Consider the following 25221-nt stretch of genomic DNA (forward strand, 5'->3'; position numbering starts at 1 on the left):
TGTTCCTATGTTGAGTATTGAACTGAATAAGATATGTCATTAGTATAGCAACTATCATATCCATTATAAGAATAAATAAGGACAAATAATGACCCTCACCCAATCACAATTTTTAGGGGCAATGTACGGCTTGCTTATCGGAGATGCGGTGGGCGTACCCTATGAATTTAACCTGCCCCAAAATCTACCCGAATTTGCTGATATTGATATCACTCCACCTACCAATTTTAAACGCACTTATCCCACCATAGCGGTGGGTACATGGTCAGACGATGGCGCACAAGCCTTATGTTTACTTGCCTCATTATTAGATAAACAGAGCTTAGATTTAAACGATTTAGCCAGACGCTTTTTAAATTGGCAAAATATAGGCTATATGGCGGTAGATTATGAGGTATTTGATATTGGCGTACAAACCTCAGAGATGCTATTAGTACGTCAGCAACAACTAGAGCAAGATGTTGATTTAAATGAGTTATTTGCTGTTGATAAGATGGTTTATGATGTGCGAACCAATGGCAATGGTTCACTCATGCGGGTATTACCTTTGGTATTGTGGTTTGTGTCTTGTCAACAGATGGATAAGCAAAATGATAAGCAAATAGACAGGCAAAATGATTTGGTAATGTTGGCAAATCTGGTGCAGTTAGCCCATCAGCAATCATGGCTTACTCACCCACACCCACGCTCGCAAGTATGTTGCGGGTTATATTGTTTGTGGGCGGTAAACATCATTGCAGGGCAAGATTATCAGTTGGCATGGCAACAGGCAATCACTCAATTAACGCAGATTTATCAGCAATTACAATTGGTTAAACATTTAGAAGAATTGCAATCTCATATTTGTCCTGATGACAGACAAGCTGAGGTAACAGGTAGTGGCTATGTGGTGGACAGCTTGCGTAGTGCCTATTGGGCGCAACAGCAGGATAGCTATAAAAATGTGATTAAAGCGTCCATTAGCTTAGGGCGAGATACGGATACCACCGCTTGTATCGCCGGTGGTATTGCAGGGTTACGCTTTGGGGTGGAAAATATGCCACAAGATTGGCTGGATAAGTTAAGGGGTAAGGATATTTTGTGGTCTTTATTTGAAACTGCCTATTTATTAAGCTCACCAAATAATGTCAACCATTTATTTTCTACAGTTGATAGTTTAGATAACAACAACAAATAACTTCTAACAAATTAATAATTTATTTTTTCTAACAATCTAATATTAGATGCTTCACCATCTGGTGTAATATCAAAAACAATATCTACCTTAATATTCATATTATCCTTAAATTTTTCAGAAAACTTCTCTAAATCATACAAACCTCTATTAATTTCTTTCATTTTATTTTTTAATGGTTCTTTATTTAATTTTTTTGCTTTTTCCAGCTCTGTTTCTTCATTGAAATCTATAGGTTTAACTAAGCCAGTTAAACTCAAACCTTGCCAAATAGCTACCACAGGCAAAGCTGCAGTTACCATAGCTCCTGTACCTAATATTTCATACCAAGCCCAACTTTCATCTAGTTCATCATTTTTTTTATCTACTACTTTATTAAATTTCTCTATAATACTTCTATAAGTAAAAATATTTTTTTCTATTTTTTCATGCCAACTATCATTGAATGAAGAGTTAGTATAAAATATATTATAAATATACTCAATCATCTGTTGAGCTTGAATCATAGAATATAATATTTCAATAAGGTTATATATTTTATCAAAATCTTCATTAAAACTAATAATCGTCTTATCTATTTTTCTTTCATCAAATTTCTTCAATTCCATTTTTTCAATACTACTTAATATTTTATTGACTAATATCCTTATATTTTTATTAATTCTTTTAAACACAGGTACAATATGATGTATATGAATTTTCTCAAATTCATCAAAAAAATTATATTGATTTTTACTAAAAGAATTTATTAATGACCTCACATGATCTATATCTTCTTGTATTTCTAAAAAGTATTGCTCTTCTAAATATTTACTGATTTCCTCCAATCCTTTATTAATATCATTAAGCTTGCTATTAATTGTAGCTAAATGTTGTTGGGCAGTAATCATTGTTGCTATTTGCAAACCTAGTAAAGCCATATTAGCAGGGCTTACTCCTGATTTCAGTCTTGCCTGCTCAAGAATTTTTTTGCTCTCTTTATCTACTACCTGAGGCAGAATTTTTCCTTCTTTAGTTTTATGAATAACAACCACTCCATTTTTCAAATTTTCCATTGTATCTTTAGAAAAATGTGCAGTATAACTATTCATACTATCTATTGTTTTTCCAATATTAGGAATACTACCAATGATTGATGAAAGATGACTCTCTATAAAGTTTTGCTCATTTAATGACAGCTGTCTCCCTTTAACATGTCTGTCTATTTTTTTAAGTGAAAAAACCTTTTCATTTTCACTATCTGCAATTACTATTTCATGGATATTATTCTTATCGCTCATATACTTCTCCAATAATAATTATCATAATATGCTCCATATCATAACAAGACTTCCTCACTTTTTACAATCACTAATCCGCCATATTCACCCATTGTAACTGCCTAACCTCACCACTAACCAACAAACGATAAACCACAGTATTTGCCATTGGCATAGCGGTTTGGAATTGGCGAAAGCGTCGCATATCGGCATTGTCCTTAAATTGACAGCCCATTAACCGCCAAGCCAACAGCCCAATCCAAATCCCATGCCCAAAAAATAAACTGTTATCCTCAAATTCATCAAGTTGGCTGATAAGATTATCCACCCGAGCCAAAAAGTCAGCAAAGCTATCTGAATCATGTGTATCACGATGTTCTAAATCAGCCGTTTGCCAATATTGTTTGGCAAGCACTGCCCGCTCTTTTCCCATCATACCTTCAATGGTGGCATAACCTAAACAGCCAAACTCATTTAGCCAAGGCAAGATTTTATAACAGCTTTCATAATCAGTGTCAGAGCCAGTCTGTGCATTTAATTGAAACTTATCACAAAAGGCTTGCGCGGTTTGTTGCGAGCGTAGCATTTGTGAGCAGTAGATTTTATTGGGCGGGGTTTGCCATTTTTTGGCAAGCTCACGTGCTTGCTGTTGCCCAAGTTCTGTTAAGGGAATTTCACGGTCGGGCATGGACTTTGCCCCTGTATTGGCAAGACTTTCACCATGACGGATAAAATAAAGGGTTTTCATTATTATTTCTCAATTTAATTATTTTCTAACACAATCTTACCAAAGCTATGCCCTTTTTCTAACTCTTGATGAGCTTTGGCAACTTCGGTTAAAGGATAGGTTGATTGGATATGTACGCTTAATTGTTTGTCAGCAACTTTTTGGAGCATATCCGTCAAGTCTTGGGCATTGGGTTTGGCGATAAAACCTGCTACTTGTAAGTTTTTATCTGCCCCTGCCTCTTTGAGTTTGTCCGCCCAAATACTTGGCAATACATACACCTTGCCATTGGTTTTTAGCGTTGATAAGGCTTTGATACCTGCCTGCCCACCGACAAGGTCAAGTAAAACATCGGCTTGCAACTCAGGAAATGCTTGCTCATCACCATATTGCTGATAGTCAATCCAACCTGCTAATTTATCGCAATCAATTAGGCTGGCAAGTTTTTGATATTTTTCTTTAGAACAAATAACGCTCAGCTGAACATCAAGCGTATCAACCAATCCCATCAGCATTTGGATTAACAAATGACCCACACCACCTGCGGGGGCATTGATAACCACATGCTCGCCTTGCTTGATTTTGGCAAAGTCCAATAGCTGTTTGGCAGTGGTGGCGACGCAAGGCATTGCCCCTGCGGTTTTTAAATCCACGTCATTAGGAATGGGAGCTAATAGCTCTCCTGCGACAGCCACATATTGAGCATAGCAACCGCCATTAAAGCTAAGAGCTGATACCTTATCACCGATGTTAAAACGGCTATCTTTACTGGCAACCACTTCCCCTGCCACATCAAAGCCCAAAACGGCAGGTTGGTTGTTGGCAAATTGCTGATTACGAATGTTATCTGCGCCCCAACCTAAGCCTTGTCGGGTTTTATAATCAACAGGGTTAATACCTGCATAGGCGACTTTTATCAGCACTTGACCATCGTTTAGCGTGGGTATGGCAAAGTCATTTTGTTGTTTAAAAACATCAGCTTCACCAAACTCTTTAATGGTCATGGCAGTTTGGCTATTAGGGATTGATTGGTTGATAAGCTGGCTCATTAAGTGTTCCTTATTTTTCTATATCATTCAAATTATTTACAAAATATCTATTTTAAGGCTTTCTAAAAAATTAAAGTTTTGAAAATGGCAACGATACTATTTTTTCTAATAACTTATCAAAAAATAGCTGTGGACTTGCTTGGCAACTCTCTAACTCTTCCGCAATCATAATAATATGGTCATTTTTCCCATCCAAATACACCACAACAGGACTTTGCCCTTGGCTGGCTTTCTGGGTTGCCTCGTCCATCTCATTTATATGCACCGCTTGCACAGGAATGGGAAAACTTGCCACTCGCTCTCGCCACTGTGCTTTGGCCTTAATAGAGTTGCCATGACTAATATCACATAAAGCACAATGGGTATTGCCCAAAACTTTGCCTATCACATAACTTAGCTCACCCATAATGCCACCGTTAGCATTATAGACAGCAACGATTCGGGCATCACTTAAGATATTATTTTGCATCACCCTTTTATATTCCTAATGGCTTTTTGATATCTTTGATAACCTACATGAATGCGTATGACTTCTACAAATATTATTCCTGAGGACTATGATTATCCAACAAGTCAGATGCCCCTGCTTCTGCAATTTCTTCTTCGACTTTTTCCATCAGCTTAGTATCAGGTCGGGCATCTAAGATATCATCGACCGAGCCTTCACTCAGTACTTTTTTCGCACGTTGTTTGGCTTCGATTTTCTTTTGAGCCTCAGCAGGTTCAATTGTCACAGTATGAGGTGCTACCCCATCAGAGCTAATAGGTGTATCCGGTGAGCTCACTATTTCATCAGTGCTAACATTAGTTAATATGGCTTGCTTGAGTGCAGATTCAATATCACCATTAAAACGCAGGCGATAAATCGGTTCAGGAAGGCTAAAGCCTTGATCTTCTAAGGCATGTTTGGCTTCACGAATGGCGATACTACGAGCTTTACTAAAGTCTGTTTTGGATTGGTCAACCCATACCTGAAAGCTCAGTACGATGTTTGAATCCCCCACTTGGTCAATATTGGCACTCGCCTTTGGTTGTGTTAACACAAAGTCCAAACTATTGATGGCGTCTAACCCGACTTTAATGGCGGCAATGGGATCATCATTGGCATCAACCCCTAGCTGAAAGGTAAAGCGTCTTTCGGGGTTTTTGGTATAGTTTAAAATCGTCCCTTTAAATACTTCTGAGTTAGGAATTCGTAGCTGATTACCATCTAATGTCATTAAGATAGTCGCACGAGAGGTCAAACGTACCACAATGCCTTCTTGTCCATTAATCACTACTTGGTCTCGTGCCCGAAATGGCTGACGCACACTTAACATAAGCGATGAAATGTAGTTTTCGATGGTGTCTTTGACCGCAAAACCAACGGCTATACCAATCACCCCTGCACCACCCAAAAGCGTCCCAATAATCGCTTCTGCCCCCATCAGGCTTAAGCCTAAAATCAGCCCAATGATGATAAAGATGACTTTGATGGTTTGAGACAGTAGCTCTGCGACAAACGGATTTGGTGTTAGCCTTTGCCAGATACTGTCTCGACCAGATAACCATGCACCAAACCACGCCACTACAGCAAATACCAACAATGCCACCAGTAACAATGGCAAGGCCTTTACCAAACCTTGCGCTCTTGCCTTTAGGTCATTGACTACTGGTGTCACATTATCCTGCACATCCAAAGTACGGCTGATGTTATCTTCCACGGTGACAACATTACCCACTCTACCTGCCAGCTTCAGTGCTTGCTGAGCTTTCTTTTCGTTAGGCGTTTCACCACCTAATAGCACGACACCTTGATTGACAGTAACAGTGACGTTATGCAGACCTTCTATTTCTGAAAAGATGCCTTTGATACGTTGTCTGATTTCATTGTCTTTTGGTGGTGCTGAGACAGGCTCAATGGGCGTATCTACTTCTGGTGCGGTTGTAGGCTCAGCTTGACCACTTGCAGCAGCCAAAGCACTATCTGCTGCAACTATCTCATCAATGACAGCATGTGCAGGTAACGTCACACTCAATATCAGTAATACACCACAAAAAAAATTACGTATGCTGTTTATACTCATACTGATATGATTGACATTTATATTACCTACAGTCGTCACAATAATCACCCGCACACATTTTGATACAAAAAATATTGACCGCCTATCAACTGATTTGATAACTGCTTGTATTGACTCTAAATATAGGCGCTCATTTGATACTCTTCTTATAAAAACTAAGCATCCAATAGACTTTGAGCCGCTCGTAAATCTAGTGTACCTTCATAAATCGCACGCCCTGTAATGATACCTTCAATGCAGTCACCATAAGGCTTGAGCAGCTCAACATCTTTTAAATCCGTTACGCCACCTGAAGCAATCACAGGAATCCCACCTTCTCGTGCCAGATTCACTGTTTGCTCGACATTTACCCCTTGCATCATCCCATCTCGGGCAATATCAGTATACACAATTGACGAAACGCCAACGTCCGCAAAGCGTTTTGCTAAGTCAACCGCTTTTACCTCAGTCACATTTGCCCAGCCATGCGTAGCAACCATGCCATCTTTGGCATCAATACCAACGATGATATGCCCTGCAAACTCACGGCATGCCTCTGCCACAAAGTCTGGATCTTCAACAGCCTTTGTACCAATAATGATATAAGTTAAGCCTGCTTTCATATACTGCTCAATGGTTTTTAGGCGACGCACACCACCACCTAGCTGGATGGGCAAGTTAGGAAAGGCGCTGGCAATATCTGTCACCACAGACTTATGTACTGGTACACCATCAAATGCACCATTTAAGTCTACCAGATGTAGACGTCTTGCCCCTTCATTGACCCAGCGAGAAGCCATCGCTACAGGGTCATTTGAAAATACAGTATCATCTTCCATACGCCCTTGTTTTAAGCGTACGCATTTTCCATCTTTTAAATCAATAGCAGGAATAATTACAGGTGTGTTTGACATAATAAAATCCTTAATTGGAAACTCAAAAAGTAAAAAAGTCTTGAAATGACAATATGATAGAGCAGGAATATAGAAAATATTTGATGTTAAGTCATTTTTTTGTGCAATAAACACACAGTTTTTTAACTGACTGGCAATTTTAGGGTAATTTGACGTATAATCCTAGGTCATATTGTATATGTATTTTGGTAGCCAGTCGCCACTGTCTTCTTATATTTAAGATATTAATCGCTCAGAGGATGCTAGATTTTCTGTACTTGATGCTTTCTATGTAAGGTTTTAATTATTGAATAGTCTATATCCCTAAGCCTGCTAGTATCCATAGATACTCATCAGTCAGGTTAATACTCTTATCTCGTGCAAGTCTTGCTAAGTACAAATGAATAGCAACTTGCTCAAGCCACACAGGACGTCTGGTATCTTTCCTTAGCCTATGGATTAAGTTCGCTTATGTTTACCATTAAAAAAGGGTTGGACGTACCCATTGCTGGCGAGCCTAGCAATGAGATCAGCCAGCATGTGCCGAAAACTGTGGCACTCATTGGCTACGATTATGTGGGCATGAAGCCTACCATGAATGTCACCGAGGGTGATATCGTAGTAAAGGGTCAGCCTGTCTTTGAAGACAAAAAACGGGTCGGAGTCATCTACACTGCACCTGCATCAGGTAAAGTGATTGCGGTTAACCGTGGCGAGCGCCGAGTGTTTGAAAGCTTGGTGATCGAAGTCGACCCCACTGCCGAGGAAGTCGAGTTTAAACGATTCAATTCAACCGAGTTGGCAAACTTAGACTCTGAAACTGTTGAAGCTCAACTCATCAAATCAGGTGAATGGACAGCATTTCGTAGCCGTCCCTACAGTCGTACGCCAGATATCGGCGCTCGACCCAGTGCCATCTTCGTCACAGCAATAGACACCAATCCACTTGCCTTTGACCCAATGATTGTGATTAATGAAGAGACTCAAGCCTTTAATGATGGCTTGGCAGTGTTATCGACATTATCACCAAAAACGTATGTTTGTCATCATGGTGATGCCAACATTCCTAAAATTACCCAGACAGCCAATGGCAATGTGACTGAATACCATGCTTTTTCTGGTGTTCATCCCGCAGGGCTAGCTGGTACACACATTCACTTTTTACACCCTGTCAGCCGTGAAGTAACCGTATGGACGATTGGCTATCAAGACGTGATTGCCATTGGTAAGTTATTTACCACAGGTCGCCTATATACCAAGCGCTTGATTAGCTTGGCAGGACCTTCAGTGAAAAACCCACGTCTCATTGCTACCGAGCGTGGTGCATCACTAACTGAGCTGACTCAAGACCAGCTTCAGGGGACAGATAACCGCATCATTTCAGGCTCGGTACTGGCAGGACGCAAAATATTTGAGCAAGTTGCCTATCTAGGACGCTTCCATAATCAAGTCAGTGTCTTAGCCGAAGGTCGTGAACGTCCAGCGTTCCACTTCTTTAGCACAGGTAAAAATCGCTTTTCTAAACTGCCAATTTATATCTCACACTTCTTTAAAAATAAAAAGTTCAACTTCACCACGACATCTAATGGCTCACCTCGTGCCATGGTACCTATCGGTGTATTTGAAACTGTCATGCCTCAAGACTATTTGCCCACACAGCTATTACGTGCCTTAATCGTTGAAGACATCGTTACAGCAGTTGATCTTGGGGCATTAGAGCTTGATGAAGAAGATTTGGCATTATGTACCTTCGTATCTCCAGGCAAATACGAGTTTGGCGATATTCTACGTGATAACTTAACTCGCATTGAGCAGGAGGGCTAAACGAGATGAAATTTATTCATAACATATTTGACCGTGCAGCCCCACATTTTGAAAAAGGTGGCAAATACGAAAAGTACTATGCTGTCTATGAGATGTTTGACACATTTTTCCGTCAACCAAGCTCAACTACTTATTCAGCCTCTCACGTCCGTGATGGTATCGACCTAAAACGTATTATGATTACCGTCTGGCTATGTACTTTCCCTGCGATGTTTTGGGGTATGTACAATGTAGGACACCAAGCATTAATGGCAATCAGCCAGTTAGGTGTAACACCTGAGGGCTGGCGTACCATCATTACAGGGTTAGTCGGCTATGACCCAAATAGCTGGTTTGCTTGCTTTGTCTATGGTGCGATGCAGTTTTTACCTATTTACATCACCACCTTCGCAGTTGGTATCTTATGGGAAGTCATCTTTGCTGTGGTGCGTGGGCATGAAGTCAATGAGGGCTTCTTTGTCACTTCAGTACTATTTGCCTTGAGCTTACCCCCTGATACGCCTTTATGGCAAGTCGCACTAGGTATTACTTTTGGTGTGGTCGTTGCTAAAGAAGTCTTTGGTGGTACAGGTAAAAACTTCCTCAACCCAGCATTAGCAGGACGGGCATTTTTATATTTCTCATTCCCTGCATATATGTCAGGTGATACGGTATGGACGGCGGTTGATGGTTTTTCAGGAGCAACGCCTCTTGGCTTAGCAGCAATCGGTGTTTCTCCAGATCAGTTTGTTAATGCGTATCAGCAAACCATCACTTGGACCGATGCCTTTTTTGGTAATATGCAAGGTAGTATTGGTGAAGGTTCAACCATCGCCATTTTAATGGGTGCTGCGGTTTTATTATGGACACGCATCGCTTCATGGCGAATCATGGCAGGTGGGGTTATCGGCTTAGTAGCAACTTCACTTCTCTTTAATGCCATCGGCTCTACCGAAAATCCAATGATGAATCTACCATTTTACTGGCATTTAGTATTGGGTGGCTTTGCCTTTGGTATCGTCTTTATGGCAACAGACCCTGTCTCAGCGGCACATACCAACAAAGGACGCTGGGCTTATGGGATACTTATTGGCTTTATGACGGTGGTCATTCGTGTGATTAACCCAGCCTTCCCAGAAGGCATCATGCTTGCCATCTTATTTGCAAACTTGTTCGCTCCGTTGTTCGACTATTTTGTCACTCAAGCCAACATCAAACGCCAAACTGCACGGAGGATGCGTCATGTCCCAACCGCAAAATAAAAAAAGCAATAGCAACATTACCACCATTAGTGTTGCCCTTGTACTCTGCTTAGTATGCTCGGTCATGGTCTCAGCAGTGGCAGTCGGCTTAAAGCCAAAACAAGTCGAAAATAGCCGCCTTGACCGTAACAAAAATATTTTATTAGCCGCCGGTATCATCGACTCACCTGAGGTGAGCAACTCTGAAATTCAACAAAAATTTAAAGAGTTCGATATCAAGTTGGTTGATTTAACCACTGGTAAATATGCAACAGAAGCAGATTTACAAGCTGCTGGTATCACTGATGTTGCCGACTACGATGCCAATCTTGCTTCTAAAAGTAAAGATTTGGGCATTGACTTAGGTGACAATGACCCAGCAGGTATTGGTAGTAAGCCTAAGTACGCCAAAATCTATGTCAAAAATGGGGCTAATGGTCAGCCAGAGCTTATCGTACTACCCATCTATGGCTATGGTCTTTGGGGTACTATCTATGGCTTCTTAACATTAGAAGATGACCTAAATACCATCAAAGGTATCAGCTTCTATGAGCATAAAGAAACACCCGGACTTGGCGCTCGCATTGAAGAGCCTGAATGGCGGGCAAAATGGGAAGGCATCGAGTCTTATGATGACAGTGGCGAAGTCGCAACTGGTGTCACCAAAGCGGGTAACCACAAAGACAACTGGGTCGATGGCATCAGTGGTGCAACGTTGACCAGCCGTGGGGTAAGTAACTTTATTCAGTTCTGGCTAGGCGACCAAGGTTACAAGCCATTTTTAGATAACTTACGTGATGGCAAGGAGGCGTGATATGGCAACTGATACCAAAAAAATCTTAACCACACCAATTTTTGATAATAACCCCATTGCCTTACAAATCTTAGGTATTTGTTCAGCATTGGCGGTCACTACCAGTGTCAAAAACGCACTGGTTATGTGTATTGCTTTGACATTGGTAACGGCATTTTCTAGCTTTTTTATCTCAACAATTCGTAACCGCATTCCTTCAAGTATTCGTATCATCGTACAGATGACGATTATTGCATCACTGGTTATCATTGTTGACCAAATCCTAAAAGCAGTGGCATATGATGTGAGTAAATCATTGTCGGTATTCGTCGGCTTGATTATTACTAACTGTATTGTTATGGGTCGTGCAGAAGCCTTTGCGATGAGCAACCCACCAATCCCTAGCTTTTTAGATGGTATTGGTAATGGTCTTGGCTACTCTGCCGTCTTACTATTTGTCGCCAGTCTGCGTGAGTTATTGGGTGCTGGTAGCTGGTTTGGCATCACTATTTTGAACCCTGTTACCAATGGTGGCTGGTATGTTCCAAATGGTCTATTACTACTACCACCTTCAGCATTCTTTATCATTGCATTGTTCATTACCCTTGTTCGCTTGAAAAAGCCTGAGCAGGTTGAAGAGCCTGAATTTGTGATTAAACCACAATCGAAAGGTCTGGCACACGGAGGGCATCACTAATGGGACACTATCTTAGTTTATTTATAACCTCAGTATTTATTGAGAATATGGCACTTGCCTACTTTTTGGGTATGTGTACATTCTTGGCAGTCTCCAAAAAGGTATCAACTGCTCTAGGACTAGGTGTTGCGGTTGTGGTGGTTATGGCAATTACTGTACCGCTAAATAACTTGCTATACCAATTTATCCTAAAAAATGGTGCTTTGGCATGGGCAGGCTTCCCAAATATGGATTTAAGCTTTTTGGGTCTGCTTAGCTACATTGCTCTGATTGCTGCCACAGTACAGATTTTGGAGATGTTTTTAGATAAGTTTGTACCAGCACTATATAACGCTTTGGGTGTGTTCTTACCACTGATTACCGTAAACTGCGCCATCATGGGTGGTGTACTATTTATGGTAGAGCGTGACTATAACTTTACTGAGTCTATTACCTATGGTATTGGTGCAGGGCTTGGTTGGGCAGTTGCCATTGCCTTACTGGCAGGTATTCGTGAAAAACTTAAATACTCTGATGTGCCTGCTCCGTTACGTGGCTTAGGTATTACCTTTATTACTGTAGGCTTGATGTCATTGGGCTTTATGTCCTTTGGTGGCATGTCGATTTAACCGTTTTCTCATTCATGAGGGTGGCGGCAGTGACTCAAAAGTGGTAACCCAACTGCCCTACCCCACACTCAATAAGGAAAAGTATCATGGAGTTATTTGGTACGGCAATCGGTGGCGTCGCCATGTTTACCCTGATCATCATGAGCTTGGTCGGCATTATTTTGGTCGCCCGCTCACGACTGGTTAGCTCAGGTGATGTCACCATTCATATCAATGATAATCCCGACAATGATGTCGTGACCCCAGCAGGGGGCAAACTGCTACAAACACTGGCAAACGAAGGTATCTTTTTATCTTCTGCCTGTGGTGGTGGTGGTACATGTGGTCAGTGTCGCTGTAAAGTCATCTCAGGTGGTGGCTCAATTCTACCCACCGAGGAAGGACATTTTACCCAAGGTGAAATCCGCGATAATATGCGTTTGGCTTGTCAGGTTGCTGTCAAGCAAGACATGGATATTGAAATTGACCCAGAGTTCTTTGATGTACAAAAATGGGAATGTACTGTCCGCTCAAACGACAACGTTGCCACGTTTATTAAAGAGTTGGTGCTTGAGATTCCTGAAGGCGAAGAAGTTAACTTCCGTGCAGGTGGTTATGTTCAGCTAGAAGCACCACCACATGAAGTGCATTACAAAGACTTTGATATTGCTGAAGAATATCGTGGTGACTGGGAGCAGTTTAATATGTTTAAGTATGTTTCTAAGGTAGAAGAGCCTGTGATTCGTGCTTATTCAATGGCAAACTATCCTGAAGAAAAAGGTATCATCAAGTTTAATATTCGTATCGCCAGTCCACCACCAAGAGGCCCTGAAGGCATCCCACCAGGGAAAATGTCTTCTTGGGTATTTAACCTCAAACCCGGTGATAAAGTCACTGTATCAGGTCCTTATGGTGAATTCTTTGCCAAAGACACCAAAGCTGAAATGGTCTTTATCGGTGGTGGTGCAGGTATGGCACCAATGCGTTCTCACATCTTTGACCAACTTAAACGCCTTAGCTCTGACCGCAAAATCAGCTTCTGGTATGGTGCTCGCTCTGTACGTGAGATGTTCTATGTCGAAGATTATGATTCACTTGCCGAAGAGTTTGATAACTTTGAATGGCATGTGGCACTGTCTGACCCACAACCTGAAGACAACTGGGACGGCTACACAGGGTTTATTCACAATGTCTTGTACGAAGAGTATCTGAAAGACCATCCAAACCCAGAAGATTGTGAGTTCTATATGTGTGGACCACCAGTGATGAACGCTGCTGTCATCGACATGCTACACTCACTGGGTGTAGAGGATGAAAACATCTTACTTGATGACTTCGGTGGTTAATAACCCAAGCATTTATAATTAGCAATAAAAAAAGAGTCTCAATTGAGGCTCTTTTTTTATGGATTCATTAAAGTCAACTTTTTATCATTAATAATGTTCAACAGCCCCTAATACAACTCAAAATAATCTACCAATGGTGGAAAAATGGTAATTTGTGAGTCTTTTTCATCAAAGCCATTATCCTTAGGATTACTAATCAAAGGCGATGGCTCATACAAATCATGTTTATCCAGATAATACACACTCCAAGAGTCTGTACCATGCACAGGTGATTTTAACCCTTTTGTCCCTTCATAAAATTCTTGAGTTAATGCTTCTAACCAACCGTCAGGACAATCTTCTTTTTGATAATTCACCACAGGATAAATGGCAAAACCGCGAGTAAAGCCATACTGTGTATTTAAATTACGATAAGGTACAATCAAAGACAGCGTCAGCTTTGGCTCAGTATATACCCGCACCTCAATAGTAACACCATCCGTCCGTCCTGTTGGCAGATTGGCATACATATCATAACTTAAAAAATCAAACTTCTGACCTTCTTTAGGTATCTCTAACCTTTGTAACAACGAGCCTACGTCACCATCTACAAATTTTTCAAAGCTGATATTATTGCTGGCTTCATCATAGATTATCGACATTAGCCCTGACTCTGAGCCATCACTAAGATGTATCATATTCCACCCTGCCAATAGCCCTGCCAAATTCATGGCTCTTTGCCAGTCCTCTGGTAGCTTCTTTTCTTCTCTTTGATGAGCATTGACCGATAAAGGATAACTACTTAAATTACCCGCATTTTCCCGCATCACATTATCCGCAAATGCTGTGGCGGTGGTGGGATAATCATCAAGCAGGTCAAACAGGCGATTGGTCACCACCAATAAAGGCGTCCGCATATAACCGCCATCAAAAATAATCACTTGATTATTTTCTAGACAAAAATGAAAATCAGGATTATCGCTAATCTCTTGTATTTGCTTACAGTTAAACCATTTTATCGAACATGTGGCAAGGCGTGCTGAGGTCATACCAATATAACAGCCCAACAAATACATAAATGCCTGATTTTCAGCTTTACTGACAAATTCATCATAATTCTTAAAGGTGAAATTTTCATGATTTTTGATGGCAGTCAAACATTGGTCTATTTGCTTAAGGCTTTGATAAGAGTAGTCAAAATTAACCTTAGACAATAACTTATGATAAGCGACTATATTATCAATCAGCTTACCTGTACGTACTTTTTTAAGATAATGGGTACAAATGTCATTGGCATCATCAAGCAGGTTAATTTGTGCTTTGCTTAATAATTGATTCACCGTATCGTTAACATAATCAACCAAGCTCATTTCACCATCTAAGACACTTTGTACTGCCCCAAGTGGCAAACTGATACCATAAGAAAACTGCGCACCAAAGCTAAATGGAAAATCTTGCTCAAATGTAGGCTGACTTTGCTCATCTGTAGAGCCATCCATACCTATCTTGGTTAAATCCTCATAATTTTTCCACATCGGTACGTCATCAATTTTTCTACCTATCTGCTCAATAATATAGATAGCAAGCGTAAGCAAAAAATTTTTATGACCCTGTTGCTTTAAAATTTTATTCAGGGTAATGCCTTGACGCTCCATTTGTTGTAGCAGTTGGTTAAGGCGATGAATACTGGCATCGGTATTACCCAATTTGCATTGTTGCAATGCTTTAAAAAATAGCATACCGCCATTAGGTACGGTTTGTTGCTGTAGGTGATAACGCAGATATTCGACTTGACGTTGTACAGCATTAGGTTGGTTAAACATGAGAGATAGAATCCTTTTTATATTTTATTAATCTGATTAAATATTCAAAACAGCTTTTCTCAACGTTCAGTCTAGCACAATTAATCACAGCTAATAATGCTCATGTCTGTATAACCCTATCTAGTGGTCAGCATCAAATACCCTATCACCTGATATAGGCAACTCAATACAACCCTATGCAAATAAACAGTTATCACAACCAAAACAACGACTCCCACAAAGGATTTCTTTTCCAAAAAAATACGCTACACTATATGCCAGCTTCACTTATGGTCAAAAACTACGAAACAGCGACAGTGTTGCTCTCATTTACAGTACAACCGTCCTATCTGGGACTATCTGCACTCGGTCACCTTGTATCTGTTTTAGTCTTCTTTGGCTATAGCATCTGTATTTTCACTTATTAGGGCAATCCATTATGTCTCGCTCTGTCACTTCCAATACTGCTATCAATCCCTTTCTGCTAATGGCATGGCTTGCTATTGTTGTATGTTCTATGTTCACACTTAGCGCCTGTCAACAAGCTCCCAATTACGACTATATTGAGGGGCAAACGATGGGAACAAGCTATCATATCCGCTACCAGCAACCTAAAGACATAGATAAGCAAAGCGTCCAACAAGCAGTCAATGCCCGTCTTGTAGAAATCAATCACAGTATGTCCACTTACCAAAAAGACTCACTCATCAGTCAGTTTAATCGCCTGCCTGCACATCAAGTATTCCAGATTGATAATGACTTTTTGCAAGTCTTTAATAGTGCAAAAACAGTATACAACCAGTCTGGTGGCGCATTTAATCCAACTGTTTTACCTTTGATTGAGCTTTGGGGATTTGGCTCAACCATGACCGTGGATAGACTACAAAGTCCACCAACAGAACAGGAAATCGCCACAGCAAAACATCTTATTGACTTTGATGCCATTACAGCCAATGAGATGCAACTATCTAAAAGTAAAGACAATGTGGCATTAGACTTTTCTGCGATAGCTAAGGGCTATGGTGTTGATGCCATTGCCCAGTTGTTACAAGAAAAATATCAGATTCAAAATTATATGGTTGAGATTGGGGGTGAAGTTGCTACTGCTGGTGTCAATGCCAAGTCGCAACCGTGGCAAATTGCCATTGATGCACCCATTTTAAATAGCAGTGTCAGTGAGCGCCAAACCATTGCAGCCATTCGCCAACCCAAAGAGCCCAACCGTTTAAATTTGGCAACCTCTGGTAACTACCGAAACTCTGTTGTTTTTGATGGTCAGCGCTACAGTCATACCATAGACCCAATCACAGGCATGCCTATTGTTGGCGGTGCGCCGTCTGTCACTGTATCTGCTGATTCAGTGACACTTGCTGATGCGTGGGCAACGGCATTAACTGCCATGCCTTATGAAAAAGCCTTAGACATTGCTACCCAAAAAGATCTGGCGGTGATGTTTATTGTGCCTAAAAAAGGACAAGAACACACACAAGATAACCAAAGTATCAATGCTTGGGAGGTAGTCGAAACACCAGCAATGCAAGCATTACGCTCAGGGAAGACAGCAACAAATTAAAGTGCCAGATTGACAGTCCGTTCCTCTCAAATATCAATTCATCTGTATCAAAATGTGACAAAACTCTTAAATTGGCTGATATTTAAGTAACAATATGTGTAGAATATGGTCTAAAGTAAGGATATTGTGAGACTTTTAAGGTATTAGATACTGACTAGATACTAAGGATAGATGATGATATATACACTCATGGCAGTCGTTTTTGTTATTGGATATCTTGCTATTGCATTAGAGCATAATTTACATATTGATAAGGCTGCCTCTGCATTATTAACGGCTGTATTGGTCTGGACATTATTAGTATTTGGTGTCGATACCTTATTTGCAGAGCATGCAACTCATGCTGCAACAGAAGGTGTAACACATGGCGCCATGCTCAACATAGAGTTGCGTCATCACCTTGCCGAAATCGCTGAAATCTTATTTTTCTTAATGGGGGCCATGGTCATTGTAGAGCTGATTGATGCTCATGATGGCTTTGATGTTGTTACCAGTCGTATCAATACCACCAGTGCTACTTCTCTTTTGTGGATTATTGGTACATTAACCTTCTTTTTCTCTGCCTTATTAGACAACCTAACCACGACCATTGTTATGGTTTCACTACTGCGTAAATTGGTGACAGATAAGAATCTGCGTTGGTGGTTTGCAGGGATTATTATCATTTGTGCCAATGCTGGTGGTGCATGGTCACCGATTGGTGATGTAACAACAACGATGTTATGGATAGGTAATCAGGTCACTGCCAGCCGTATTATGGTCGATTTGATTGTACCAAGTATCATTGCAGCAGTCATTCCACTGGCAATTTTAAGCTTCAAACTTAAAGGACAAAATATCCAAAAGCCTATCAGCAATGTGTCTGCACCATTAACTGCAAATAGCAATTATCTAAGTACCAACCCACACCAGCAAGCCGATGAAGAGGATGTCACAACTGTCAGTAGTCATGCAGAAGATGGACATCATGCCAGAGCCTTACCTATCCGCCCCCGTAGCCGTACTAATGTTTTAATCCTAGGCTTGGGAGCATTGGCATTTGTGCCTATCTTTAAGACCGTGACCCATCTGCCACCTTATATGGGTATCTTATTTGGTGTAGCGATTTTATGGATTTACACTGAGCTACTACATCGTGATAAAGAGCAACATGTCAAAAGGCAGGTAACGGTTGTTGGTGTACTGTCACGTGTCGATATGCCCAGTATTCTATTTTTCTTAGGGATTTTATTGGCAGTCTCTGGATTGGCAACGGCGGGTCACTTAACTGATATGGCGCACTTGCTTGATCGCTCATTCGGCAATTTATACATCATTAATGTGTTTATTGGCTTGTTATCTTCCTTAGTAGATAATGTACCACTGGTCGCTGGTGCAATGAAAATGTATCCTTTATTAAATGATGCTGCCCTCAATGGACTTAGTGGTGATGCACTAGCACATCAACAACAGTTTATCCAAGACGGAGCATTTTGGCACTTTTTAGCATACTGTGCAGGTACAGGTGGTAGCTGTCTGATTATTGGTTCAGCAGCAGGTGTGGCTGCCATGGGTATGGAAAAGATTCCGTTCATGTGGTATCTAAAACGCATTAGCTGGTTAGCATTGGTTGGTTATTTGGCAGGTGCAGCGACTTATATTGCCATACACGTGTTGTAACCGTTTGGCCCGTGTGTCGCCTGCCTTCATTTGTTATAATGAAGGTAGGTTATACCCGTGTTTGAGTGTTTGTCCGCTTGATAAACAGGAGTCATTATGCTGACGCAGTTGTTACCAATACTTGCCATTACCTTTACCGTGTTTGTGTTATTCTTCATTTTTATGGGTATTGGATATATGGTCAAAAAAGAGCCGTTACGTGGCTCTTGTGGACGTGTTGCCAACCTGATGGGTGATGAAACCTGCCAGTTTTGTGGTGATGACCCCAATAAGTGCGAGTCTCTCAATGACCAAAAAGCCAATATGCGAGATAAAGCAAAAGAGCTGGGAAAATCGGCTGTATAGTAAATAACTATATCAATGGAATTGGTTAATTAATGATATTAGCAAATATAAACTCGCCTATAATACGGTAAAATTGCAGTCACAAGTCATGTTTATATACGCTAAATGACAATATATTTAAGACCATCGCTATATCTGCGATGGTTTTTTACTGACACACCTACCACGTATTACGAGAATAAAGGTAAGCGTTTATCATTTTTAAATTAAGCTGTTATTAATTTTTTATTTAATATTTTCATCTACCTAATGTACTGACTTATGTCTTCAACCACTCAGCCAGAATCGTCCAAAAGCTCATCTTCAGCTCAGATTACTAGGTCTGCGCCATCACCACGCTTTACTTTCTGGTTGGTGCTGATTGCCATTATTCTACTGTCTGCAAATATGCGCTCCCCCATCGTTGCACTTGGCTCTATTGCACCAGTTGTGCAAGAAGCATTGCATATCCACGAGGCACAGATTGGCTGGCTGGGAGCTGTACCTATGCTCATGTTTGCAGTGGGGGCATTTATCTCACCACCCATTGGCAAACGCTTTGGGCTAGAAAACACGCTTATTGTGATGCTGGTTATGCTGACAGTGGGTATTATTGTACGTTCATGGTGGGTCGGCTGGACAGGGTTTTTGGTAGGTACAGTTTTACTGTCTTTTGCCATTGGCTTTGCCAATACCTTGGCAGCTCCGATTATCAAACAGCGCACCCCCAATCACATTGCGTTAATAACAGGACTGTTTAGTTTGACCATGACCACAGTTGCAGGTTTGGTAGCAGGGGTTATCTATCCTCTCACTACTAAGGTTGGCTGGCAATGGGCGCTTGGTGGTTGGGCAAGTTTGGGAGTATTGGCAATCGCTGTTTGGATTGTACTGCGCATCATGCTCGGCTCATCACATCGTATTCCACAATCAATGGATACCACACCAGATGATAATATCTCTATCTGGCGCTCACCACTGGCATGGCAACTTGCTGTATTTATGGGGTTACAGTCGGTGATGTTTTATACCACTGCCAGCTTTCTGCCCTCTATTTGGCTCAGCAAAGGGCTAAGCCAAGTCCAAGCAGGTCATATGGCATCGGTATTTCAGTTTATGGCACCGCTCGCAATTTTAAGTTTAACTTGGCTCATACAACGTGGCAAATCCATCCAGATGGTCGCCATCACTGCTGCCGCATTAAATGCCATTGGTTCTTTTGGTATGGCATACTTAACCCCATCAGTTGCTTGGCTATGGTCAGCCTTGATGGGACTGGGTACATCAGGGATTTTCACTCTCTCCATTATGTTATTTTCACTACGCACTTACACACCACAGCAAGCCAGCCAACTCTCTGGTATGGTACAAACCATTGGCTATATGATTGCCATTTTTGGACCTCTTGGGGCAGGTTGGCTACATGAGATTACAGGTAGCTGGGATTTATCTTTATTACTATTATTTTTATTGATGGTAGTCAATGTGGTGTTTAGCTATTTTGCCAGTCGTCCCATGATGATTGATGGTCGACCTTCTTACTAAAGTAACTAAAGAGCTATCTCATTTTACTCACACCTTACAAGTTAACAAACTGATATTACAAACGGTTTTTTATGAAATTCTCAAAATTTGGACAAAAATTTACCCAAACAACTGGCATTTCACAATTGATGGATGATATGGGTAATGCCCTAAAAAGTGATGCACCTATCAATATGCTTGGTGGTGGTAATCCTGCCCGTATTGATGCGGTTAACCAAGTATTTTTACAAACCCTAAAAACATTAACTGAAGGGGATTTTGCCAGTCCTGCCCTTGATAGTGTGGCAAACTACTCTAATCCTCAGGGTGATGCAGGTCTTATCAAGGCACTGGTTGAATTTTTTAATCGCCATTATGACTGGCAACTGACACCACAACATATCGCTTTGACCAATGGCTCACAAAATGCATTCTTTTATCTATTCAATCTGTTTGGTGGTGAGTTTGTAGAAGAGCTTGAGAGCGGAGAAAGCACTCATAACAAAGCCATACTTTTGCCCCTTGCACCCGAATATATTGGCTATAGTGATGTGCATATTGAGGGTAAGCACTTTATTGCAAGCAAACCGTATATTGAAGAAACCACCCATGACGGCAAAGAAGGCTTTTTTAAATATCGAGTAGATTTTGATGCATTAGAAAATCTACCTGAGCTAAAGCAAGGAAAAATCGGGGCAATCTGTTGCTCTCGCCCCACCAATCCTACAGGTAATGTCCTGACTGATACAGAGATGATGCGACTTGCTGATATTGCTCAGCAATATGACATACCACTGATTATTGATAATGCCTACGGTGCACCTTTTCCCAATATCATCTATCCGCAAGTACAACTGCACTGGGATGACAACACCATCTTATGCTTTAGCCTTTCCAAAGTTGGACTACCTGGTGTGCGTACAGGTATTGTCGTTGCACACCCTCAAGTGATTGAAGCCATTAGTGCGATGAATGCCATCGTCAATCTTGCCCCAACCCGATTTGGTGCAACCATTGCCACACCGCTACTACAAGACGATACGCTAAAGCATCTGTCAGATACGGTTATCCAGCCATTTTATGCCAATAAAGCCAAATACGCCATTGAGCAACTGCAAGCAGAGCTTGGCGATACCCCGATGCGTATCCATAAACCAGAAGGCGCTATCTTTTTATGGCTATGGTTTAAAGATTTACCCATCAGCACCACTGAGCTATATCAACGCCTCAAAGCAGAAAATACACTGGTTGTTCCCAGTGAATACTTCTTTCCGGGGCTAGACATCTCTGATTATCCACATGCTCACCAATGTATCCGTATGAGCATTGCGTCAGATGATGACACACTACAAAAAGGGATTTCAGTCATCGGTAAAATTGTCCGTGAGCTTTATACGAATGGGTAAAATAGAGACGTAGAGTATATTATCTTCTGTCTTAAGTACTAAATCATTATAAACTGATATCATCAGAATATTTCACTCTTGACAGAAATAATAGAAAGGTGCATGATTATGATATCAACCATTCATATTTAAGAGTAACAAGAAACCATGAAATTAAACCCAGCTACTGAGCAGTTTATTCTACATTGGGGCGAGATGGGCTCACAATGGGGCGTGAATCGTACCATGTCACAAATTCATGCCTTACTTTATATTATTGGTAAACCACTCAATGCTGAAGAAATCACCGAAACCTTAGGTGTGGCTCGCTCGAATGTATCGACCAGTATTAAAGAGCTACAAAACTGGGGCTTGGTACAAAAGGTATCTATTTTAGGTGACCGCCGTGACCATTTCACCACACATGGTGATGTTTGGGAGTTGGCTCGTATTATCGTTGTTGAACGCCAACGTCGTGAGCTTGAACCAACGGTACAGTTTTTACAACAGTTGATGAATAGCCCAGAGTTTGCACAAGAAAATAGCCAAGTACAACAGAAAATTCAAGAGACGCAAGAGTTTGTATCCACACTTACCAGTTGGTCAACTGAGATGCTAAAACTGCCCACAAGCACCCTTAGAAAAGTGCTAAAACTGGGGGCGAGTATTAAAAAATTATTGCGTTAATGTATGATTATTAAGACTTCTAATTATTCGTTTATTTGTAAATTTCAGTTAAAACAGAAATTTTAGAAAAATATAAAAGGAAAGAATCAACATGGATAACGATGGCAATAGGATTGATAAAGTTTCTTTGCATACACTAATGGACTATCCCACTAAACAAGTTTTAATATTATTTTCGTTAGTTGGTACTGTTATTGGTGGCATTATCTTAACAATGTTAATGCTATTAATTGATATTAATTTTAGTTATCAGATGGTGATTTTTTCTTTATTAATAGGCATTTTACCTGCCACTTTAACGGCAGTGTATGTGTGCTACCGAAAAATTTATGCTGAAGGTATATTCAGTTCTGTAGTTGTATTTTTTGCAGGTGCGGTTAGCTCTATTATTTTTGCGATGTTGGCGATTGTTACTCTTTATATCATTGTGAACGGAAGTTTTATGGAGTTTTTGGTATGGCATAACTTAAAAGCTTCATTAGTAATAATGATTTTTGCGGGTATATTGGGAGGGTTTTGTGCGGTGTTGACAGGATTATTTGCATTGCCAAAAAGTGAAGTAAAAGTAGATAAAACACTCAAGGAATAAATAATGAATATTTTAATCAGTGGTGGTTCAGGGTTTTTAGGCAGTGCCTTAACTGACTGCTTAATTCAGCAAGGTATGACGGTTACATGGTTAACCCGAGATACCAGTCAAAGCCACCCCAAAAACGTGCAAATGCTGTCTTATGAGCAGTTAGCAAATGACAATCATAACCACAACCAAAATTATGATGTGATTATCAATTTAGCAGGGGCAGGTATTGCTGACAGCCGTTGGACAGAGAAACGTAAACAACAACTTATGGACAGTCGCCTAAAACCCACACAAGCGATTTTGGACTTTATCGTTCGTAGTGAGTATAAGCCTAAGTTATTAATTAGTGGTTCAGCGATTGGCTGGTATGGCATACAAGGTGATACGCCTCTAACGGAGGACAGCTCCGCTAAACCTGATTTTGCCCATAGTCTTTGTGAAAAGTGGGAACAGCTTGCCATGTCAGCAACTCAGAAAGGGGTAGCGGTGGCAATCGTACGAACTGGCGTGGTGATTGATAGTCAAGGTGGTATGTTGGCAAAACTACTTACGCCCTTTAAGCTCGGATTGGGTGGCAAATTGGGTGATGGTCAGCAAATCATCAGTTGGATAGGGCGTGATGATTGGGTACGGGCAGTGCAGTTTATTATTGAGTGTCATATAGATAGCCAAAATCAAGTGATGATTTATAACCTAACCGCCCCCAATCCCATCAGTAATCATACTTTTACCAAAGCTGTGGGCAGTTGGCTGAATCGTCCAACGTGGTTTACCCTTCCACGATTTTTATTGAAATTATTGTTTGGTGAAATGGCAACTTTACTCATTGATGGACAAAAGGTATTGCCCCAAGCATTATTACAGGCAGGATTTGGATTTGAGTATCCAACGATTGATACATTGTTAGCCAGTCAAGATAAATAAATATTATGTTTCACATGAAACATTAGTTGATATTTGTTTTGCAATAATAAGCTCTTGATAAACAGGATGTGATGATGGAGACAAATAATAATAGACCCTATCCAAGACAAAGAATACTATCAGTATATACCTGTTTGGGTGGCATACTTGGTGGATTTATTTTATATATCATAATGGCATTATTCACTAATATTATGAGCTTGTCTTATGAAAGCATCACTGTTTTAGATTATGTATTACCCAGTTATTTTTCAGTTATTGTGGCTCATATGTATATGATGGTTGCAATGTCTGTTATGGGTGGTGTTGTGGGTCTGATTCCTGCTTTATTGACTGCTTGCATCATCACTGCATCAAGGATATATGCATCTACAAAAAGCTTTGTATTAGTATTTGTCATTGGTACGATGGTCAGTGCATTATTTTCAGCAGCAATGGGTTCAACAGCTTGGGAAGTTGCTGTTACAGGTGGGTTTAGTGCACTGATATTGGCATTATTTACCCTACCAAAAAAAGATACAGATTTAGCTTTAGATGACAATGCTACTGACGCCTAAATATTTGCATGCTAAATTGTTTCACGTGAAACCTATCATAAAGTAGTGACAATTATGAATACATTACCCTTACAAACACAAAAACCGCAAGACTATATTAACCTTGTTAATCCTGCCAAGTCAGATTTGCCCAATTATTTATATCTAAGTTTGGCTGTTTTATGGGCATATAGTGGAGTTATGCCAGTGTTGTTTGCCCCCACCGAGTCACTGGCAATGTTGGCAAAATTGGGCATTGCTGAATCATTACAGTGGGGTGTATTTTTATTTGCCTCTGCTTTAGATGTGGTGTTTGCGGTGTTGATTATTAGCCGTTGTCGTTATCAGGCATGGTTATGGTTGGCTCAGTTTGTGGTGGTAGCAAATTATAGTGTGATAGTGGCAGTGGGTTTGACAGAAAATTGGACACACCCTTTTGCCCCACTGATTAAAAATGTACCAATTATGGCGTTGTTGTTTTATTTATATCAACAACATAACCACTAGTTTTTCCAGCTACTTTTTTTTAAGATTTTATTTCAGTTTTAACAGAAATTACTAAAACAAAACCCTCCCCCAACCCCTCCCAAAGGGCGGGGAGAGATATTTATCAATAGTCAGGTAATGGCTTAGA

Annotated in this window: 24 protein-coding genes; 17 read left to right on the plus strand and 7 right to left on the minus strand. The window is 40.6% G+C overall.

Going from position 1 to position 25221, the window contains the following annotated elements:
- Positions 1-88 precede the first annotated feature (88 nt).
- Positions 89-1177 (plus strand): ADP-ribosylglycohydrolase family protein, encoded by a 1089-nt coding sequence (locus FHK88_RS00425; protein WP_227428813.1) that lies wholly within the window; start codon positions 89-91, stop codon positions 1175-1177.
- Positions 1178-1188: 11 nt separating this feature from the next.
- Here the strand turns inward: FHK88_RS00425 and FHK88_RS00430 are convergent, their stop codons facing one another.
- From FHK88_RS00430 to hisA, 6 genes are all read right to left on the minus strand, one after another.
- Positions 1189-2454 (minus strand): hypothetical protein, encoded by a 1266-nt coding sequence (locus FHK88_RS00430; RefSeq protein WP_227428814.1) that lies wholly within the window; start codon positions 2452-2454, stop codon positions 1189-1191.
- A 70-nt stretch (positions 2455-2524) separates the two neighbouring features.
- Positions 2525-3181, minus strand: a complete 657-nt coding sequence (locus FHK88_RS00435; RefSeq protein ID WP_227428815.1) for a histidine phosphatase family protein — start codon at positions 3179-3181, stop codon at positions 2525-2527.
- Between the two features lie 14 nt (positions 3182-3195).
- The gene (locus FHK88_RS00440; RefSeq protein ID WP_227428816.1) at positions 3196-4209 is read right to left on the minus strand and encodes an NADP-dependent oxidoreductase; all 1014 of its coding nucleotides are present in this window, start codon (positions 4207-4209) and stop codon (positions 3196-3198) included.
- 70 nt (positions 4210-4279) lie between these two features.
- Positions 4280-4678, minus strand: a complete 399-nt coding sequence (locus FHK88_RS00445) for a hypothetical protein (protein WP_227428817.1) — start codon at positions 4676-4678, stop codon at positions 4280-4282.
- Between the two features lie 73 nt (positions 4679-4751).
- Entirely contained in the window at positions 4752-6275 is a 1524-nt protein-coding gene (locus FHK88_RS00450) for a mechanosensitive ion channel family protein (protein ID WP_227428818.1), read from the minus strand.
- Between the two features lie 155 nt (positions 6276-6430).
- On the minus strand, positions 6431-7168 hold the full coding sequence (gene hisA, locus FHK88_RS00455; RefSeq protein WP_227428819.1) for a 1-(5-phosphoribosyl)-5-[(5-phosphoribosylamino)methylideneamino]imidazole-4-carboxamide isomerase: 738 nt from the start codon (positions 7166-7168) through the stop codon (positions 6431-6433).
- Between the two features lie 450 nt (positions 7169-7618).
- Here hisA and FHK88_RS00460 point away from each other — a divergent pair, with 450 nt between their 5' ends.
- The 6 genes from FHK88_RS00460 to nqrF all read left to right on the plus strand — a co-directional run bounded on the left by FHK88_RS00460 (position 7619) and on the right by nqrF (position 13614).
- Positions 7619-8971 carry a Na(+)-translocating NADH-quinone reductase subunit A gene (locus tag FHK88_RS00460; protein ID WP_227428820.1) on the plus strand — a complete coding sequence of 451 codons (1353 nt, stop codon included), beginning with the start codon at positions 7619-7621 and terminating at the stop codon, positions 8969-8971.
- A 5-nt stretch (positions 8972-8976) separates the two neighbouring features.
- Positions 8977-10212: an NADH:ubiquinone reductase (Na(+)-transporting) subunit B gene (locus tag FHK88_RS00465; RefSeq protein WP_227428821.1), complete on the plus strand. Its 1236-nt coding sequence runs from the start codon at positions 8977-8979 to the stop codon at positions 10210-10212.
- Positions 10193-11005 (plus strand): Na(+)-translocating NADH-quinone reductase subunit C, encoded by an 813-nt coding sequence (locus tag FHK88_RS00470; RefSeq protein WP_227428822.1) that lies wholly within the window; start codon positions 10193-10195, stop codon positions 11003-11005. Before FHK88_RS00465 ends, FHK88_RS00470 begins: the two co-directional genes overlap by 20 nt.
- 1 nt (position 11006) lies before the next feature.
- Complete coding sequence (locus FHK88_RS00475) at positions 11007-11681, plus strand: NADH:ubiquinone reductase (Na(+)-transporting) subunit D (protein WP_227428823.1); 675 nt, start codon at positions 11007-11009, stop codon at positions 11679-11681.
- On the plus strand, positions 11681-12289 hold the full coding sequence (gene nqrE / locus FHK88_RS00480; RefSeq protein WP_227428824.1) for an NADH:ubiquinone reductase (Na(+)-transporting) subunit E: 609 nt from the start codon (positions 11681-11683) through the stop codon (positions 12287-12289). Before FHK88_RS00475 ends, nqrE begins: the two co-directional genes overlap by 1 nt.
- Before the next feature lie 86 nt (positions 12290-12375).
- Complete coding sequence (gene nqrF, locus FHK88_RS00485) at positions 12376-13614, plus strand: NADH:ubiquinone reductase (Na(+)-transporting) subunit F (protein WP_227428825.1); 1239 nt, start codon at positions 12376-12378, stop codon at positions 13612-13614.
- A gap of 107 nt (positions 13615-13721) precedes the next feature.
- Here nqrF and FHK88_RS00490 read toward each other — a convergent pair whose 3' ends face one another.
- On the minus strand, positions 13722-15416 hold the full coding sequence (locus tag FHK88_RS00490) for a hypothetical protein (protein ID WP_227428826.1): 1695 nt from the start codon (positions 15414-15416) through the stop codon (positions 13722-13724).
- Between the two features lie 466 nt (positions 15417-15882).
- Between FHK88_RS00490 and FHK88_RS00495 the strand changes: the two genes are divergently transcribed.
- From FHK88_RS00495 to FHK88_RS00540, 10 genes are all read left to right on the plus strand, one after another.
- Entirely contained in the window at positions 15883-16968 is a 1086-nt protein-coding gene (locus FHK88_RS00495; RefSeq protein ID WP_413680425.1) for an FAD:protein FMN transferase, read from the plus strand.
- Between the two features lie 174 nt (positions 16969-17142).
- Positions 17143-18627 carry a sodium:proton antiporter NhaD gene (gene nhaD, locus FHK88_RS00500; protein ID WP_264480567.1) on the plus strand — a complete coding sequence of 495 codons (1485 nt, stop codon included), beginning with the start codon at positions 17143-17145 and terminating at the stop codon, positions 18625-18627.
- A 96-nt stretch (positions 18628-18723) separates the two neighbouring features.
- Complete coding sequence (gene nqrM, locus FHK88_RS00505) at positions 18724-18972, plus strand: (Na+)-NQR maturation NqrM (RefSeq protein ID WP_227428828.1); 249 nt, start codon at positions 18724-18726, stop codon at positions 18970-18972.
- Between the two features lie 261 nt (positions 18973-19233).
- Positions 19234-20496 carry a CynX/NimT family MFS transporter gene (locus FHK88_RS00510; RefSeq protein WP_227428829.1) on the plus strand — a complete coding sequence of 421 codons (1263 nt, stop codon included), beginning with the start codon at positions 19234-19236 and terminating at the stop codon, positions 20494-20496.
- Positions 20497-20567: 71 nt separating this feature from the next.
- Positions 20568-21881 carry a valine--pyruvate transaminase gene (locus FHK88_RS00515; protein ID WP_227428830.1) on the plus strand — a complete coding sequence of 438 codons (1314 nt, stop codon included), beginning with the start codon at positions 20568-20570 and terminating at the stop codon, positions 21879-21881.
- 147 nt (positions 21882-22028) lie between these two features.
- Positions 22029-22547: a GbsR/MarR family transcriptional regulator gene (locus FHK88_RS00520; protein ID WP_227428831.1), complete on the plus strand. Its 519-nt coding sequence runs from the start codon at positions 22029-22031 to the stop codon at positions 22545-22547.
- 91 nt (positions 22548-22638) lie between these two features.
- Positions 22639-23136 carry a hypothetical protein gene (locus FHK88_RS00525; protein ID WP_227428832.1) on the plus strand — a complete coding sequence of 166 codons (498 nt, stop codon included), beginning with the start codon at positions 22639-22641 and terminating at the stop codon, positions 23134-23136.
- A 3-nt stretch (positions 23137-23139) separates the two neighbouring features.
- Complete coding sequence (locus FHK88_RS00530) at positions 23140-24051, plus strand: TIGR01777 family oxidoreductase (RefSeq protein WP_227428833.1); 912 nt, start codon at positions 23140-23142, stop codon at positions 24049-24051.
- Between the two features lie 71 nt (positions 24052-24122).
- A complete protein-coding gene (locus FHK88_RS00535; protein WP_227428834.1) occupies positions 24123-24608 on the plus strand; it encodes a hypothetical protein in 486 nt (161 codons plus the stop codon).
- A 54-nt stretch (positions 24609-24662) separates the two neighbouring features.
- Positions 24663-25094, plus strand: a complete 432-nt coding sequence (locus FHK88_RS00540; RefSeq protein ID WP_227428835.1) for a DoxX-like family protein — start codon at positions 24663-24665, stop codon at positions 25092-25094.
- Positions 25095-25221 lie beyond the last annotated feature (127 nt).

This window comes from Psychrobacter sp. I-STPA6b (assembly GCF_020662265.1).
Classification (GTDB): domain Bacteria; phylum Pseudomonadota; class Gammaproteobacteria; order Pseudomonadales; family Moraxellaceae; genus Psychrobacter.

Excerpts from the sequence above, each read along its gene's own strand:
- FHK88_RS00425 (WP_227428813.1), top strand. The coding sequence starts at position 89 with ATGACCCTCACCCAATCACAATTTTTAGGGGCAATGTACGGCTTGCTT.
- FHK88_RS00430 (WP_227428814.1), bottom strand. The coding sequence starts at position 2,454 with ATGAGCGATAAGAATAATATCCATGAAATAGTAATTGCAGATAGTGAA.
- FHK88_RS00435 (WP_227428815.1), bottom strand. The coding sequence starts at position 3,181 with ATGAAAACCCTTTATTTTATCCGTCATGGTGAAAGTCTTGCCAATACA.
- FHK88_RS00440 (WP_227428816.1), bottom strand. The coding sequence starts at position 4,209 with ATGAGCCAGCTTATCAACCAATCAATCCCTAATAGCCAAACTGCCATG.
- FHK88_RS00445 (WP_227428817.1), bottom strand. The coding sequence starts at position 4,678 with ATGCAAAATAATATCTTAAGTGATGCCCGAATCGTTGCTGTCTATAAT.
- FHK88_RS00450 (WP_227428818.1), bottom strand. The coding sequence starts at position 6,275 with ATGAGTATAAACAGCATACGTAATTTTTTTTGTGGTGTATTACTGATA.
- hisA (WP_227428819.1), bottom strand. The coding sequence starts at position 7,168 with ATGTCAAACACACCTGTAATTATTCCTGCTATTGATTTAAAAGATGGA.
- FHK88_RS00460 (WP_227428820.1), top strand. The coding sequence starts at position 7,619 with ATGTTTACCATTAAAAAAGGGTTGGACGTACCCATTGCTGGCGAGCCT.
- FHK88_RS00465 (WP_227428821.1), top strand. The coding sequence starts at position 8,977 with ATGAAATTTATTCATAACATATTTGACCGTGCAGCCCCACATTTTGAA.
- FHK88_RS00470 (WP_227428822.1), top strand. The coding sequence starts at position 10,193 with ATGTCCCAACCGCAAAATAAAAAAAGCAATAGCAACATTACCACCATT.
- FHK88_RS00475 (WP_227428823.1), top strand. The coding sequence starts at position 11,007 with ATGGCAACTGATACCAAAAAAATCTTAACCACACCAATTTTTGATAAT.
- nqrE (WP_227428824.1), top strand. The coding sequence starts at position 11,681 with ATGGGACACTATCTTAGTTTATTTATAACCTCAGTATTTATTGAGAAT.
- nqrF (WP_227428825.1), top strand. The coding sequence starts at position 12,376 with ATGGAGTTATTTGGTACGGCAATCGGTGGCGTCGCCATGTTTACCCTG.
- FHK88_RS00490 (WP_227428826.1), bottom strand. The coding sequence starts at position 15,416 with ATGTTTAACCAACCTAATGCTGTACAACGTCAAGTCGAATATCTGCGT.
- FHK88_RS00495 (WP_413680425.1), top strand. The coding sequence starts at position 15,883 with ATGGCATGGCTTGCTATTGTTGTATGTTCTATGTTCACACTTAGCGCC.
- nhaD (WP_264480567.1), top strand. The coding sequence starts at position 17,143 with ATGATATATACACTCATGGCAGTCGTTTTTGTTATTGGATATCTTGCT.
- nqrM (WP_227428828.1), top strand. The coding sequence starts at position 18,724 with ATGCTGACGCAGTTGTTACCAATACTTGCCATTACCTTTACCGTGTTT.
- FHK88_RS00510 (WP_227428829.1), top strand. The coding sequence starts at position 19,234 with ATGTCTTCAACCACTCAGCCAGAATCGTCCAAAAGCTCATCTTCAGCT.
- FHK88_RS00515 (WP_227428830.1), top strand. The coding sequence starts at position 20,568 with ATGAAATTCTCAAAATTTGGACAAAAATTTACCCAAACAACTGGCATT.
- FHK88_RS00520 (WP_227428831.1), top strand. The coding sequence starts at position 22,029 with ATGAAATTAAACCCAGCTACTGAGCAGTTTATTCTACATTGGGGCGAG.
- FHK88_RS00525 (WP_227428832.1), top strand. The coding sequence starts at position 22,639 with ATGGATAACGATGGCAATAGGATTGATAAAGTTTCTTTGCATACACTA.
- FHK88_RS00530 (WP_227428833.1), top strand. The coding sequence starts at position 23,140 with ATGAATATTTTAATCAGTGGTGGTTCAGGGTTTTTAGGCAGTGCCTTA.
- FHK88_RS00535 (WP_227428834.1), top strand. The coding sequence starts at position 24,123 with ATGATGGAGACAAATAATAATAGACCCTATCCAAGACAAAGAATACTA.
- FHK88_RS00540 (WP_227428835.1), top strand. The coding sequence starts at position 24,663 with ATGAATACATTACCCTTACAAACACAAAAACCGCAAGACTATATTAAC.